General features: G+C 50.9%; 16 protein-coding genes. All 16 read left to right on the top strand.

Features of this window, described 5'->3' with window-relative positions; all coding sequences use genetic code 11:
- Positions 1 to 11 precede the first annotated feature (11 nt).
- Genes fliF through flhB form a run of 16 tightly spaced genes read left to right on the top strand, consistent with a single transcriptional unit; the run spans position 12 to position 13,514 of the window.
- Complete coding sequence (fliF, locus tag KTG14_RS04090) at positions 12 to 1,658, top strand: flagellar basal-body MS-ring/collar protein FliF (protein WP_216969602.1); 1,647 nt, start codon at positions 12 to 14, stop codon at positions 1,656 to 1,658.
- An 11-nt stretch (positions 1,659 to 1,669) separates the two neighbouring features.
- On the top strand, positions 1,670 to 2,686 hold the full coding sequence (gene fliG, locus KTG14_RS04085; RefSeq protein ID WP_216969601.1) for a flagellar motor switch protein FliG: 1,017 nt from the start codon (positions 1,670 to 1,672) through the stop codon (positions 2,684 to 2,686).
- Positions 2,679 to 3,467 carry a FliH/SctL family protein gene (locus tag KTG14_RS04080; protein ID WP_216969600.1) on the top strand — a complete coding sequence of 263 codons (789 nt, stop codon included), beginning with the start codon at positions 2,679 to 2,681 and terminating at the stop codon, positions 3,465 to 3,467. The genes fliG and KTG14_RS04080 overlap by 8 nt, the downstream gene beginning before the upstream one ends.
- Positions 3,451 to 4,773 carry a flagellar protein export ATPase FliI gene (gene fliI / locus KTG14_RS04075; RefSeq protein ID WP_216969712.1) on the top strand — a complete coding sequence of 441 codons (1,323 nt, stop codon included), beginning with the start codon at positions 3,451 to 3,453 and terminating at the stop codon, positions 4,771 to 4,773. The genes KTG14_RS04080 and fliI overlap by 17 nt, the downstream gene beginning before the upstream one ends.
- Complete coding sequence (gene fliJ, locus KTG14_RS04070; protein ID WP_216969599.1) at positions 4,770 to 5,231, top strand: flagellar export protein FliJ; 462 nt, start codon at positions 4,770 to 4,772, stop codon at positions 5,229 to 5,231. The genes fliI and fliJ overlap by 4 nt, the downstream gene beginning before the upstream one ends.
- Positions 5,228 to 6,520, top strand: coding sequence for a flagellar hook-length control protein FliK (locus KTG14_RS04065; protein ID WP_216969598.1), 1,293 nt, complete (start codon positions 5,228 to 5,230; stop codon positions 6,518 to 6,520). Before fliJ ends, KTG14_RS04065 begins: the two co-directional genes overlap by 4 nt.
- Positions 6,521 to 6,537: 17 nt before the next feature.
- Positions 6,538 to 6,996 (top strand): flagellar hook capping FlgD N-terminal domain-containing protein, encoded by a 459-nt coding sequence (locus KTG14_RS04060; RefSeq protein ID WP_216969597.1) that lies wholly within the window; start codon positions 6,538 to 6,540, stop codon positions 6,994 to 6,996.
- Between the two features lie 31 nt (positions 6,997 to 7,027).
- Complete coding sequence (locus KTG14_RS04055) at positions 7,028 to 7,810, top strand: flagellar hook-basal body complex protein (protein ID WP_216969596.1); 783 nt, start codon at positions 7,028 to 7,030, stop codon at positions 7,808 to 7,810.
- A 28-nt stretch (positions 7,811 to 7,838) separates the two neighbouring features.
- On the top strand, positions 7,839 to 8,054 hold the full coding sequence (locus KTG14_RS04050) for a flagellar FlbD family protein (protein ID WP_216969595.1): 216 nt from the start codon (positions 7,839 to 7,841) through the stop codon (positions 8,052 to 8,054).
- An 11-nt stretch (positions 8,055 to 8,065) separates the two neighbouring features.
- Positions 8,066 to 9,010, top strand: coding sequence for a flagellar motor switch protein FliM (fliM, locus tag KTG14_RS04045; protein ID WP_216969594.1), 945 nt, complete (start codon positions 8,066 to 8,068; stop codon positions 9,008 to 9,010).
- On the top strand, positions 9,000 to 10,046 hold the full coding sequence (gene fliN / locus KTG14_RS04040; RefSeq protein WP_216969593.1) for a flagellar motor switch protein FliN: 1,047 nt from the start codon (positions 9,000 to 9,002) through the stop codon (positions 10,044 to 10,046). Before fliM ends, fliN begins: the two co-directional genes overlap by 11 nt.
- A gap of 25 nt (positions 10,047 to 10,071) precedes the next feature.
- On the top strand, positions 10,072 to 10,677 hold the full coding sequence (locus tag KTG14_RS04035; protein ID WP_216969592.1) for a flagellar biosynthetic protein FliO: 606 nt from the start codon (positions 10,072 to 10,074) through the stop codon (positions 10,675 to 10,677).
- Positions 10,674 to 11,357, top strand: a complete 684-nt coding sequence (fliP, locus tag KTG14_RS04030; RefSeq protein WP_216969591.1) for a flagellar type III secretion system pore protein FliP — start codon at positions 10,674 to 10,676, stop codon at positions 11,355 to 11,357. Before KTG14_RS04035 ends, fliP begins: the two co-directional genes overlap by 4 nt.
- A 17-nt stretch (positions 11,358 to 11,374) precedes the next feature.
- Complete coding sequence (gene fliQ / locus KTG14_RS04025) at positions 11,375 to 11,644, top strand: flagellar biosynthesis protein FliQ (protein ID WP_058382069.1); 270 nt, start codon at positions 11,375 to 11,377, stop codon at positions 11,642 to 11,644.
- Positions 11,645 to 11,650: 6 nt separating this feature from the next.
- Complete coding sequence (gene fliR, locus KTG14_RS04020) at positions 11,651 to 12,427, top strand: flagellar biosynthetic protein FliR (RefSeq protein ID WP_211652933.1); 777 nt, start codon at positions 11,651 to 11,653, stop codon at positions 12,425 to 12,427.
- Position 12,428: 1 nt separating this feature from the next.
- The gene (flhB, locus tag KTG14_RS04015; protein ID WP_216969590.1) at positions 12,429 to 13,514 is read left to right on the top strand and encodes a flagellar biosynthesis protein FlhB; all 1,086 of its coding nucleotides are present in this window, start codon (positions 12,429 to 12,431) and stop codon (positions 13,512 to 13,514) included.
- Positions 13,515 to 13,557 lie beyond the last annotated feature (43 nt).

The following is a 13,557-nucleotide window of genomic DNA, read 5'->3' as shown; positions in this document are numbered from 1 at the left end:
GTGTGCGTTCAATGAAAGAGAAGTTCGAAACCTATAAAACCAAAACAAAAGACTCCTGGGGCAGTTTATCGAAAGCGACCAAATGGCTGATGGCCGCGTCCTTTTTCATCACTTTGCTTGCTTTAGGGCTTTTTGTTTTCTTCAATAGCCAATCCAATATGTCGCCCTTGTATTCCAATTTGGACCCGGCAGAGGCCGGCGAAATCAAGGCGGCAATCGAAACCCAAGGAATTCCAGTCGAAGTATCGACTGACGGTTCGACAATCTCCGTTCCGGACGAACAAGTTGCCAGCTTAAAAGTAAGCTTGGCAGCAGAAGGCTTGCCGAAAAATGGCAATGTTACGTACGGCATATTCAGTGAAAATATGGGCCTTGGCATGACTGACCGCCATTTTGACGTGGTCGAACGCGATGCCATGCAAAACGAGTTGGCGTATTTGGTCAAGCAAATCGCCGGCGTGACTGATGCGAACGTCATGATCACCTTGCCGAAAGAAAACGTTTGGTTGACCGATGAAGAACAAGTATCGACCGCTTCAATCGTCATCCAAGGTGACGGCACCTTGAATTTGGACCAGAAACAAATCAACGGCTTGTATCATTTGGTCAGCAAATCAGTGCCGAATCTGCCGATGGAGCAAATCGTCATCATGGACCAGAACGGCCAAGTATTCGAATTGCAAGATACAGGAGCACCGGACACCAATTTGACGGTGTATCAGCAAAACCGCGAAATCCAGCAAGGTATTGAACAAGACATACAGCGTGAATTGCAGCAGATGCTCGGGCTCTTGCTCGGTCAGGACAAAGTCGTCGTTTCTGTGATGGCGAATATCGATTTCACGAAAGAAAAACGCGAAGAACAATTGGTGGAGCCAGTGGATCTCGAAACGGGCGAAGGCATCGACATCAGCGTTGAGCGAATCGTCGAGACTTACGCAAGTGAAGGAGAGGCGCTGGCAGATGATGCCGGAACCGGGGAGGCGGATATCGCCAATTACCCTGCAGCAGACGGGACTGGAACGAGTGAATCTGAACGGACCGAAGAGCGCATCAACCGTGAAGTCAACCGCATTAGCCGTCAAATCGAGATGAGCCCTTACGTCATCGACGATATTACGATTAATGTCGGTGTTGAACCACCAGTGCCGGACAATCCAGCAACATTAACCGAACAGAACGTGACAGATATCCGTACATTATTGGCGAATACAGTCAGCGCGTCGCTCAGTATGAACGAATTCCAGCCGACGCCGGCAGAACTTGATGACCGTATTTCCATCTTTGCGACAGAATTCCAAGGGCGTCCTGAATTGGCTGAAGAAGAGCCAGTGACGACTTTCTGGACAGGCGTTCCGCTTCTTTGGTACGTAGTGGCTGGAGTGGCCGTCATCCTGTTGACGGGAATCATTCTGCTCGTGGCCAAACGGCGCAAAAAGCAGCAGGAAGAATTGGCAGCTGAGCTGGAGATGGATTACTTCGAACGGGCGGCTGCGAAAATGCAGCCAGCAGCAAACGCAACCGAACAAGACGGTGGAGTCGATTTGTCGGAATTTAATAATCGTACCAATCCAAAGCGCAAAACCATCGAGAAGCTTGCCAAAGGGCGTCCTGATGATTTTACAAATCTACTGCGCTCATGGATGGCGGATGATTAGGGGAGAATTGAATGGTAGAACGCATTAAAGAATTGACAGGAATCCAAAAAGTCGCCGTGTTGCTTGTAGGCATGGGTCCTGACGTTTCCGTCGAAGTATTCAAGCGCTTATCTGAACGGGAAATCGATCAATTGACGATGGAAATTTCTAATGTCCGTCAATTGAAGAACAGCCAGACAGAAAAAGTGATCAATGAATTTTACGAAATGGTATTGGCACAAGATTATATGAACGAGGGCGGGCTCAGTTATGCGCGTGAAGTTCTCGAAAAAGCGCTTGGCAAAGAAAAGGCTATCGACACGATTGGCCGTTTGTCGAACCGCCTTCAAGTCAAGCCCTTCAATTTTGCCAGGCGTTTGGATCCAGCGCGGCTTGTCACGGTGCTTCAACACGAACAAGCGCAAACCATCGCCTTGGTGTTGTCTTACCTCGATCCAAAGCAATCATCGCAAATTCTGTCCCAGCTACCGTCAGAACAGCGGGCAGAAGTGGCAAAGCGAATTGCATTAATGGAAAGTACCTCACCCGATGTCATTCAGCAAGTCGAACAAATTTTGGAACGGAAATTATCTTCTGTGAATGGTGTCCAGGATTACGCAGTGACCGGTGGGGTGGAAGCGATTGTCCGCGTCCTCAACCAAGTCGATCGAAGCACAGAAAAGGCTATCTTATCTGAACTTGAAAGCGGCAGCCCGGACCTCGTTGCAGAAATCAAAAAACTTATGTTTGTCTTTGAAGATCTCGTTAAGTTGGACGTGCGTTCGATACAGCGGGTTATTCGCGAAGTCAGCGATGTGGAATTGAGCCTGGCATTGAAGGCAGCTAGTGATGAAGTCAAGGGAAGTATATTCAGAAACATGTCTTCAAGGCGCTCTGAACTGATTCAAGAAGAGATAGAAGTCATGGGGCCAGTGAAACTGAAAGATGTAGAAAATGCGCAGACAGAAATCGTAGCGCTCATTCGCAAGCTTGAAGAAGAGGGAGAAATCACCGTTTCCCGTGAAGAGGGAGATGAGCTGATTGTCTAACATCATCCGCAGCAGCGAACAAAACGGCACGAAAATCATCCAATTGCGTAAAGTGGAAACCCGCCGGCCGTTCGAAGCTCAAGCGGAGTCAGACATCGAACAGTACGGTGAGCGTTTGAAAGGTGAAGTAAGCGGCTTGGAGCAGCAATTGGACGTACTGAGAAAACAATTGGCCGAAGAACAGCAGCAAGCACGAGAAGAACTGGCCGAATGGCGTGAAACCCAACAGCAACAAGCATTAGAAGAAGCGGAACGACAGGCGCAAGCTGCGGCGGAAGCAGGGTTTCAAGAAGGCTTCGCACAAGGGTTTGCCCAAGCTGAAGCGGATTTTCTCCAAAAGCGCGAGCTGATGGAAAGCTTGATCGCCGCCGCCTACGAAGAACAGCGCCGCATCATCCGTGAAGCAGAACCGTTCTTACTATCGCTTAGCACCGAAATCGCGCGAAAAATCATCCGCAATGAATTGATGCAAGACGATGTGCAGCTCCTGTCGATTATCCGCCACGTACTCCGGCAAGTAGACGACTCAGAAGAAGTCGCCATCCATGTGGCGCTGGAAGATTATCCGGCGATGCTGCCATTTGAAGACGAGCTGAAAAGCTATATCCGGGCAGGCGCTGAACTCAAACTGATGCCGGTCGCAGGGCAAGCGCCTTCCGGCTGCACCATTCATACGAAAAACGGCTCGTTTGACGCGACACTCGATAGCCAGCTAAACGAAATCAAAAAGCAATTGCTCGTTTATTGTGAGGAGAAATCCAATGATGAAACTGATAGATAGCGAGTACCTGACGCTGCTGGAAGAAATCGAGCCGGTGAGAAAACACGGGAAAGTCGTCCAAGTGATCGGCTTGACCATCGAAGCGCAAGGCCCAAACGCCAAGCTCGGCGAGTTGTGCTTATTGTACCCGAGCCGTTTTGACCCGCCGATCGAAGCGGAAGTGGTCGGCTTCAAGGAAAACAAAATCATGCTCATGCCATTGCGCGATTTGGCGCAAGTCGGGCCAGGATGCCTCGTCGTCGCGACAGGCGTGCCGTTGCAAATCCGTGTTGGCCCGGCCATTCTCGGGAAAATTCTCGACGGCACTGGCAAGCCTTTGGATGACAATAAATTGCCGAAAGGTTTGAAGAAATATTCCACGACCAACACGCCGCCGAACCCGCTGAAACGGCCGCGCATCGACAAACCCTTGGAAGTGGGCGTGCGTGCGATCGACGGCTTGCTGACGGTCGGGCAAGGCCAGCGCATTGGCGTATTCGCCGGAAGCGGCGTCGGAAAAAGCACGCTCATGGGCATGATCGCCCGCAACACCGAAGCCGATGTCAACGTCATCGCTTTGATTGGCGAGCGTGGCCGGGAAGTGCGTGATTTCATCGAACGCGATCTCGGGCCGGAAGGGTTGAAAAACTCGGTCGTCATCGCTGCGACCTCCGACCAGACGCCCATGCAACGTATCAAAGGGGCATTGACGGCAACAGCAATTGCGGAGTATTTCCGCGACCAAGGGAAAAACGTCATGCTGATGATGGATTCTGTGACGCGCTTTGCCATGGCGCAGCGCGAAGTGGGCCTGGCGGTCGGTGAACCACCGACCAGCAAAGGCTATACGCCGAGCGTCTTCGCTTTATTGCCGCGCTTATTGGAACGCTCCGGCACTTCGTCGAAAGGATCGATCACGGCATTCTACACTGTGCTGGTCGACGGGGACGATATGAACGAACCGATCGCCGATGCGGTGCGCGGCATCTTGGACGGCCACATCGTTTTGGACCGCAAATTGGCGCAAAAGGGGCAATTCCCGGCGATCAATATCATGGCAAGCGTGAGCCGTATCATGAATGAAGTGACGACGCGCGACCACCAAAGAGCCGCTACCGAATTGAAGCGATTGCTCGCTGCCCACGATTCAGCGGAAGACTTGATTAATATCGGAGCCTATAAAAGCGGCGCTAATAAAGAAATCGATGAAGCAATCCGCGCGTATCCATTGATCCGCGATTATTTACAGCAGGATATTTACGAGAAAGCCGAATTGACGGAAAGCGTCGACCGGCTCGCACAACAATTTGGAGGTGCTGAAACGTGACACGATTCAATTTCCGATTCCAGAAAATTCTCGACCTGAAAGAAAACGAAACCCAGCTGGCACAAGTAGAGATGGCCGAAGCGCTGAAAAAAGAGCAAGCCGTCCGCGAGCAAAGTGAAGTCTTGCATAGCAAGATTACCCAGGCGGAAGAAATGAAAAAAGCAAAAGAGCAAAAAGGCATCCCCATCTCCGAGCTGCGCATGCTAGAAGAATATATCCACCAGCTCTATGAGCAGTCGTTCATGGCGAAACGCGAAGTTGCAACCCACGAACGCAATGTCTCGAGAAGCCAAGATGCATTGAAAGAAAAAGCACGCGAAGAAAAAACCTGGGGCAATTTAAAAGAGCAAAACTATGCCGCCCACCAGAAAGAACACCAAGCGGCAGAGCAAAACTTTTTCGATGACCTGGCCGGCAGCCGCTATTACCGCCTCGGCAGAACCGGTGATGCACAGTGAACGCGCTAGTGTCCGCATTGACCGGCCGGCCCGCTGCACCCGCAGCTGCAGTGAAAACGCCGGCAAGCAATGAGCCCGCGGGACAATTTGGGCAATTGCTTATGGCGCTATCGGCGGATTCGACACAGCCGCAAGCGGAGCCAGAAGCTGCCTTGGAAGAATTGCCGTTGAAAGAACTCACCGCGCTCCTCGAGCAATTATCGGGCATGCCCGTAGAACAATTGACCGAAGAGCAGCAAGCTTTGCAATACGCAGTCTTCCAGTTGCTCGCAGATTTGAACGGGGAGCAGCTGAAGCAAGCCATCGAAGCCTTTAGTTCGGACGAAGAAGTGCAAGGTGAATTGACTGCATTAGTAAAACAAATAAAATCCTTATTACTGACTGCTAAAGAATTCGCACAACCCGCTGGATTTTCGGGGGTCGCGGAAAAAGAAATTGCCACAGCCAAAGCGGCACCGGAAGAAGCGCTGCGTCCGCTTATCGAGTTGGCTGCGCAGCTGAAAGAAGAAACGCTTCCTTCAGAAAAATTGCTGTTATTGAAAGAGCTTACGCCTATCATAACGGAAGCGCGCCTGCCATTTGCGCAAACACCTGCCGCATGGCTCCACGCGCTGTCGAAAGAAAGCACTCAAGCTAACAGTGCAATCGAGCAGCAAGCGCCTGACACGCAAGCCGCGAAAGCGGTGCCTGCAGAAGGCGAAGTGATTCCAAAAGCGGAAGCGGTTCAACCTGCAGCTCCTGTAAAAACTGAAGGGCAGACGCAGGCCGCCGTACTTCCGGCAGCATTTGCTGATCAAAAGCCAGTGGATGTCCCGGTTCGACAAGTGCCGGTGCAGAAGCTTGCAGAAACACTCGCAGAATGGATCAGTTCACCGGCCCGCTTGAGCGCCGGTGGAAATGAAACGCGCTTACGCATCAATATCTTTCCTGAACACCTCGGCCATCTGGAGATTTTGGTGAGTACGGCAGGCGGCAAAGTCAGCGCGCAAATCATCGCGAGCCACGGCGCAGCAAAAGAAGCAGTCGAGTTTCAATTAAATCAATTGCGCATGTCACTGTCTCAACAAGGTGTGGAGATCGATCGCTTGGAAGTGCGGGAAGAGCGCAGTTCATCCGAATTCCAACAGCACGAACGGCAGCGGGAAGCGCCCTTCTCGAATGCGCCGGGAAATAAAGTAAACCAGCGCAGCGGAAGCGGCGGCGAATCCGTTTCGGATGATGCTGAGATAGCGCCGAAGCGCCAGCGTGAAGCTGTTTCAATGAATGGCCAAGTGGATTACAGCGTTTAACAAAGGGGACTGATTGAATGAATATCACCACAGCAACAACAGCTGCGAATCAGCCGGCGGCAGCTACAGAAAAAACAAAGCCGGATGCACTTGGGCAAGATGCTTTCCTGAAAATCCTGATCGCCCAGCTGAAATACCAGGATCCGATGGAACCGCAAAAAGATGCGGAATTCATCGGGCAGATGGCACAGTTCAGCAGCCTCGAGCAATTGACGCAGCTGAACAAGACGATGACGGGCTACGCGGGAGAAGGCGGCAGCGCATCGCTTGCAGGTTCTGCCCATTTGCTCGGGACGGAAATCAGCTGGTCAGCGAATGAGCAAGCTGGCACGGGGATTGTCAAAGCTGTCACGATGAAAAATGGCGAAATCATGGTCGAGCTGGCAGACGGAGAAACGAAGATTCCATTGTCGGCCATTGAACGGATCGAACAGCAAGGCGAAACCAAAAACGAACAGGCGGCCGAGCAAGCTTAAACTTGCAGCCAGCTGAAAGGGGAAATGAAAAATGTTGCGTTCTATGTACTCCGGGATTTCCGGCATGAAAAACTTCCAGGTGAAATTAGATGTTATCGGTAATAATATTTCCAACGTCAATACCGTCGGATTCAAGAAAAGCACCATCACGTTCCAAGATTTACTGAGCCAAAATTTATCCAGTAGCGGAGCTAACCCGATGCAAGTCGGCCTCGGTTCTACCGGCGCTTCATTGAACGTCAATCATAATCCTGGATCTGCTATGTCAACAGGTGTTGGGACGGACCTCACAATTATGGGCGATGGATTTTTCGTTGTGCAAGATCCCGAGGCACTGCTTGGCGAAGGACAATACTTGACGCGTGCCGGTAACTTTACCGTTACCGCAGAAGGGAATTTAGTAACAGCCCAGGGATATAACGTATTAGGTGCTGACGAACAGCCGATCAATATCGCTGGATACGATTCGTATGCCATCAACCGGCTTGGTGAAGTCATCGGAAAACAAGCGGATGGCACGGAAGTCACCGTGGCGAATGTCGGAATCGCTTCTCCTGAAAATCCAACTGGCCTGCGTAAATTTGGGGGCTCATTGTATGAAATGACCAATATCGCTAGTCCGGGTGGCCTCGTGGTCGGAAATGCTGTAGATGCAGGAACAGAAATCGGTTCTGGAATGCTGGAAATGTCCAACGTTGACCTTACGGAAGAGTTCACGGAAATGATCATCGCTCAGCGAGGTTTCCAAGCGAATTCACGGACCATCACGACTTCTGATGAACTGCTTCAGGAAGTCGTGAACTTGAAACGATGATGATATTGGCTGAACGGAGTGAAGCGCAATGATTCACTTAACAAGATTGAACCGTTCTGAAATCGTCTTGAATGCGGTCTATATTGAGCGCATTGAAGCGATGCCAGACACGGTGATTACACTTACTACCGGAAGAAAAGTGCATGTATTGGAGCCAGTACGGACAGTGATTGACTTAGTGACCACCTATTACAGGGATATCAATATCCTGCCGAAATTGCACGATGCACCCATGGAAGAGTAAGGAGAGTCCGCATGGAACCGAATTTTTCAGACAAGAACACAGAAGCTTTGAGCAGCAAGAACATTCATACCTATGATTTCAAGAAGGCCTTGCGGTTTTCACAAGACCAGATCCGGACGCTATCCCGCATCCATGAGAATTTTGCGCGTCTTTTGACTTCCTACTTTTCAACACAATTGCGCACCTATGTGCAAATCATTGCTGAAAAGGTAGAGCAAGTGTCCTATACAGATTTCCTCGAAAATATTGAAAAAAAGTCGATTCTCGGCGTATTTGAAGCACCTCCGCTTAACGGCAGCATGGTGATGAAATTTTCGCCGGAAGTGGCATATGTCATGTTCGACCGCTTGCTCGGTGGGCAAGGAAATGTCGTGCAAAGACCGAGTGATCTGACTGAGATTGAAATCAGTGTCATAAACCGGATCTTTTCCGAGTCGCTGAGTTGCTTTCAGGAAGCCTGGACATCGGTCATTGAATTATCGCCAGAATTAAAGGAAGTTGAAGTGAATCCGCAATTTTTGCCGATGGCTTCGCCGAACGAAACCGTCATCATCGTTAAATTACAGGCGAAGATTGGCGAGACTGAAGGCGAAATTCAGTTATGCCTGCCGCATCTGGTACTGGAACAAGTCTTGCCGAAATTATCCGCACGCCATTGGCTTGCGAGCCAGAAAAAAGCGGTCGAGCATCAAGAAGTGGAAGTGCTTGAAAGACGCCTTCATGCAACGAAGATGGACGTAGCGGCAGTGCTGGGAGAAGTGGCTATCGACATCAAAGATTTTCTGGATCTGAAAAAAGGCGACATCCTGCGTTTGGATGCAGCAATCGATGCACCGGTAAAACTGTATATCGACCAGAAACAAAAATTCCTTGCACAGCCGGGAATTTCGAAAGGCCGTCTGGCTGTACAAATTACAGGATTGTGCGGGGAAGGGGAAGTTTGCGATGAAGGATGAGCGCCTATCGCCTGAAGAGATGAAAGGGCTGTTGAATAAGACGGACAGCACCGTCCCGCAGGCAGCTTTGGGCAGCCATGAACTTGGCGTACTGAAAGAGTTGTTCTGCACAGCGTTCGGCGGCACCGCTGCACTGCACGACCCGCTGTTTCCGGAAACGGCAGCTATCCAAGGGCCAGTTTGGAGCGTAAAGAGCAAGGATGAGCTGTTTGCTGAAACCGAGACGCCGGTTTATGTCGCGCTCGGTGAATATAGCGGCTTGTTGAAAATGCCGCAGATCGTCACGCTCGACCAAGCAGAGGCAGATGCGATGGCTTCAGAACTGTCAGGTGAAGCAGACAACGACGAGCTGTTCGCGGCAGTCCAGGATATGCTCGTGCGCCTGTTCGGATCATCGGCGACCGCTTTGTCGATGGTGAGCGGCCAAGAAGTCGGCTATTCCTTATCGGGCATGGACATTCTGGAGGCGGGACAGAAATTTCCGTTCACTCATTTCACGAAAGAGCAATGGTTTGCTGAAGCGCTGTTTACGCTGACTGTCGGCGACCGCCAAAATGTAGCGTTCCGCATGTATTTGCCGGCCGGCCCGTGCCGAGAGTTGGCCGAAGAGCTGGCAGGCTGCGAACATGTGGAAGAAGCGAAGGAGACACAGGATATGTCATCAAACGAACATCAACAATCAGAAAAAACATCACAGCCGGCGGATTCCAATGGGCCGAACGTCCAGTCTGTCCAATTTTCGAGCTTTGATGAGATCGCCGCTGAACAATCGGCGCCGAACAACCTCGACATGCTCTTGGACATTCCGCTGCAAGTGACGGTGGAACTTGGCCGGACAAAACGGATGGTCAAGGAAATCCTCGAGATGTCGCAAGGATCGATCGTCGAACTCGACAAACTGGCGGGAGAGCCGGTGGACATTCTCATCAACAACAAACTGATCGCAGTCGGAGAAGTGGTCGTCATCGACGAAAACTTCGGCGTGCGGGTAACAGATATTTTAAGTACGGCAGAGCGCATTTCCAAATTGCGTTGATGCAAGGCGAAGGAGTACGGCAAGTGTGAATTACAGACAATGGATTTATCTACTCATAGCGCTCGCTGCCCTTTGGCTTGCTATGCCGGCAATGGCGTCTGCGGACGCAGGAAATGTGGCCGATTGGTTGAATGAAGCCCCAGGTGAAGCTGAACCGGCAGAGGCGGAAGTGGTGCCGGAGATCGAGGAAAAGAGTTTCGCCGCGATTATCGGGCAATTGATTTTCTATACTTTGCTGATCGCCGGATTGATTTACGGGCTCATCAAATTTTTGGCCATGCGCCAAAAAGGCGTGCAGTCGCAGCGTGCGGTCCAGCTGATGGGCGGCTCGCCGCTCGGCCAGAACAAATCGCTGCAGCTGGTCAAAGTCGGCGGCCAATTTTACTTGATTGGCGTGGGCAATGAAGTGACGCTCATCAAGGAGTTTTCGGGAGAAGCAGAAATCGCAGCTTTGGAACAAGACTTGGAGCAACAGCGTCCGGCAGCATCTGCTTTGTTCGGAAACGGCGGCAAATCGAAAGAGTCTTTCGCGAATTTCGAGCAATACTTCGCCCGCAGTTTGGATAAACAAAAAGAGCGGCGCTTGTCTTTCGGCAAAAAGCACACGGATGACGGGGAGGACCAGCGATGATTCCAGAATTATTATTGGCCATTCCCGGCATCTCGCTCGACAATACCGATCCCGGAGATGTCTCGACGACTTTGCAATTATTATTGATGCTCACAGTTCTATCGCTCGCACCAGGCATCTTGATCATGATGACGAGCTTTACACGGATCATCATCGTGTTGAGTTTCGTGCGTACGGGCCTCGGGACGCAATCGATGCCCCCGAACCAAGTACTGGTCGGATTGGCATTATTTTTAACCTTTTTCATTATGGCGCCGGTTGCGACGGAAATGAACGATACCGCGCTCCAGCCGTATTTGGACGAAGAACTGACGCAGGAAGAAGCGCTCGATGCCGCTATGTTGCCAATCAAGGAATTCATGGCGCAGCATACGCGTGAAAAAGACTTGGCGTTGTTTTTCAAATACGCCGAACTTGAAAAGCCGGACGACATCGAAGGCATTCCATTGACTTCGCTGGTCCCGGCATTCGCGCTTAGCGAATTGAAGACCGCTTTCCAGATCGGCTTCGTCATTTTCATCCCGTTTTTGATCATCGATATGGTCGTCGCATCGACTTTGATGGCGATGGGGATGATGATGTTGCCGCCGGTCATGATTTCATTGCCTTTTAAAATCTTATTGTTCGTCCTGGTGGATGGATGGTACTTAATCATCGAATCGCTGCTTGTCAGCTTTTAGCGAGAGGAAGAATTTATTTGACGCCGGATATGGTCATCAAACTAGCAGAACAATCCATTTACCTCATCATTCTCATATCAGCTCCGCTATTGCTCATCGCACTGGGAGTGGGGCTATTGGTCAGTGTATTCCAGGCCATGACCCAAATCCAGGAGCAAACTCTGGCATTCATCCCGAAAATACTGGCGGTATTCCTGTCGCTGGTCATTTTCGGCCCCTGGATGCTGACGATGCTCCTGGATTATACGCGCGATTTGTTCGAGCAGCTTCCACGGTTTATCGGATAAGCGCCGATGAATGATGTTCTTAATCTGCTGCCGTTCTTCTTGCTGGTGCTCATCCGCCTTACCGCTTTTTTCCTGATTGCGCCGCTGTTTGCGATGAGGGGCGTGCCCAATCAATTCAAAATCGGCATCGCCGCTTTTCTCGCGCTGACGGCGACGACCGCGTGGGCCCCGGAAACCGCAGTGGTGCTCGATGGCAGCTACACGCTGTTGATCTTCAAGGAATTGGCGGTCGGTTTGGCGCTTGGCTTTACGGCTGCGTTGCTCCTTTATGCGGTGCAAATCGCCGGAGCCTTCATCGATTTCCAGATGGGCTTTGCCATCGCCAATGTCTTGGATCCGCAGACGGGCGCTCAAGTACCGATCATCGGGCAATTCAAATACACGCTCGCGCTATTGTTCCTATTGACCGTCAACGGCCATCATATGATGCTTGACGGCGTGATGCAGAGCTTGCGCGTCCTGCCGGCGGAAGAGTTCTTGTCGGTCGGCGCGGAATCCATCGCGCGTTTTATGACTGATCTGTTTATAGAGATGTTCATTATTGCCTTCCAGATTTCCTTGCCGATCGTCGCGTCGTTGTTTTTGATCGACGTGGCACTTGGAATCCTGACGAAAGCCGTTCCGCAATTGAACATTTTTGCAGTCGGCTTGCCGCTAAAAATCTTCGTCGGCTTTGTATTGTTGCTTTTGACGATGACCGTGTTCTTTTATCTATTGCAGGTTCTCTTTGAAAAAATGATGGTCAGTATGGGCGAATTAATCAGCTTATTGGGAGGCGGATAGGATGAAGCGCTACCCATTGGACCTGCAGTTTTTTGCGGGTGAAAAAACTGAAAAGGCGACGCCGCAAAAGCGCCAGGAATCACGCAAGAAAGGCCAAGTCGCCAAAAGCCAGGAAGTCGCGGCCGCACTCATCATGCTCGGCGGCATCCTGGTCCTGAGTTTTCTAGGGGATTGGATGCTTGATCAATTGCTGGCCATTTACCGCATCAATTATATCCAATACATTAGCTGGGACATCACACCGGACACGATCCGGCTCATGTTCGAACAATTGGCCATGGATGCGTTCTTGGTGATTGTGCCGATCATGCTGGTCGGCGTGGTCTTCGGATTTCTCGGAAATTACATGCAGGTGGGACCGCTTTTTACGGCAGAACCGTTAAAAGCGAAGCTCGAACGTCTTGACCCAATCAAAGGCGCAAAACGGATCTTCTCGGTACGTGCGCTGGTGGAACTGGCCAAGTCCTTGATGAAGATTGCGATTGTCGGGGGCGCGGCTTTCGGTGTCTTGTGGTTCGGGCAAGAGGAAATTTTCTCGCTGTCGCGGCAAAGCCTGCGCGATTCCCTGAGCCTTGTTGGCGGACTCGTCATTCAGATGGGCATGGTTGCGGCACTGATTTTGCTGTCTTTATCCACGCTTGACTATATGTACCAAAAATACGAGTTCGAAAAGGGCATCCGGATGTCCAAGCAAGACATTAAAGACGAATACAAAAAGGCGGAAGGCGATCCGTTGATCAAACAAAAGATCAAGGAAAAGCAACGCCAAATGAGCATGAACCGCATGATCCAGGATTTGCCGAACGCTGACGTCGTCATCACCAACCCGACGCATTACGCGATTGCTATCCAATACGACGCCGAAACGATGGAAGCGCCGAAAATCATTGCGATGGGAAAAGATTTCACGGCGCTTAAGATCAAAGAAAAAGCGAAAGAGCTCGGCATCGTGACAATGGAAAACAAGCCGCTCGCCCGCTCGCTCTACGCACAAGTATCGATTGGCGATTCCGTGCCCGAAGAACTATTCCTAGCCGTCGCCGAAGTCCTGGCTTATATCTACGCTTTGAAAGGGAAGCTTTCGTAATGTATATATAAACTGAACTGAATGAAGTAAGAACGGATCAGGA

It is taken from the genome of Planococcus sp. CP5-4_YE, from assembly GCF_019042655.1.
Lineage (GTDB): Bacteria > Bacillota > Bacilli > Bacillales_A > Planococcaceae > Planococcus.
The sequence above is the reverse complement of the archived record's forward strand: the minus strand, read 5'-3'. Positions and strand labels throughout refer to the sequence as shown.

Excerpts from the sequence above, each read along its gene's own strand:
- fliF (WP_216969602.1), top strand. The coding sequence starts at position 12 with ATGAAAGAGAAGTTCGAAACCTATAAAACCAAAACAAAAGACTCCTGG.
- fliG (WP_216969601.1), top strand. The coding sequence starts at position 1,670 with ATGGTAGAACGCATTAAAGAATTGACAGGAATCCAAAAAGTCGCCGTG.
- fliI (WP_216969712.1), top strand. The coding sequence starts at position 3,451 with ATGAAACTGATAGATAGCGAGTACCTGACGCTGCTGGAAGAAATCGAG.
- KTG14_RS04060 (WP_216969597.1), top strand. The coding sequence starts at position 6,538 with ATGAATATCACCACAGCAACAACAGCTGCGAATCAGCCGGCGGCAGCT.
- KTG14_RS04055 (WP_216969596.1), top strand. The coding sequence starts at position 7,028 with ATGTTGCGTTCTATGTACTCCGGGATTTCCGGCATGAAAAACTTCCAG.
- KTG14_RS04050 (WP_216969595.1), top strand. The coding sequence starts at position 7,839 with ATGATTCACTTAACAAGATTGAACCGTTCTGAAATCGTCTTGAATGCG.
- fliM (WP_216969594.1), top strand. The coding sequence starts at position 8,066 with ATGGAACCGAATTTTTCAGACAAGAACACAGAAGCTTTGAGCAGCAAG.
- fliN (WP_216969593.1), top strand. The coding sequence starts at position 9,000 with ATGAAGGATGAGCGCCTATCGCCTGAAGAGATGAAAGGGCTGTTGAAT.
- fliP (WP_216969591.1), top strand. The coding sequence starts at position 10,674 with ATGATTCCAGAATTATTATTGGCCATTCCCGGCATCTCGCTCGACAAT.
- fliR (WP_211652933.1), top strand. The coding sequence starts at position 11,651 with ATGAATGATGTTCTTAATCTGCTGCCGTTCTTCTTGCTGGTGCTCATC.
- flhB (WP_216969590.1), top strand. The coding sequence starts at position 12,429 with ATGAAGCGCTACCCATTGGACCTGCAGTTTTTTGCGGGTGAAAAAACT.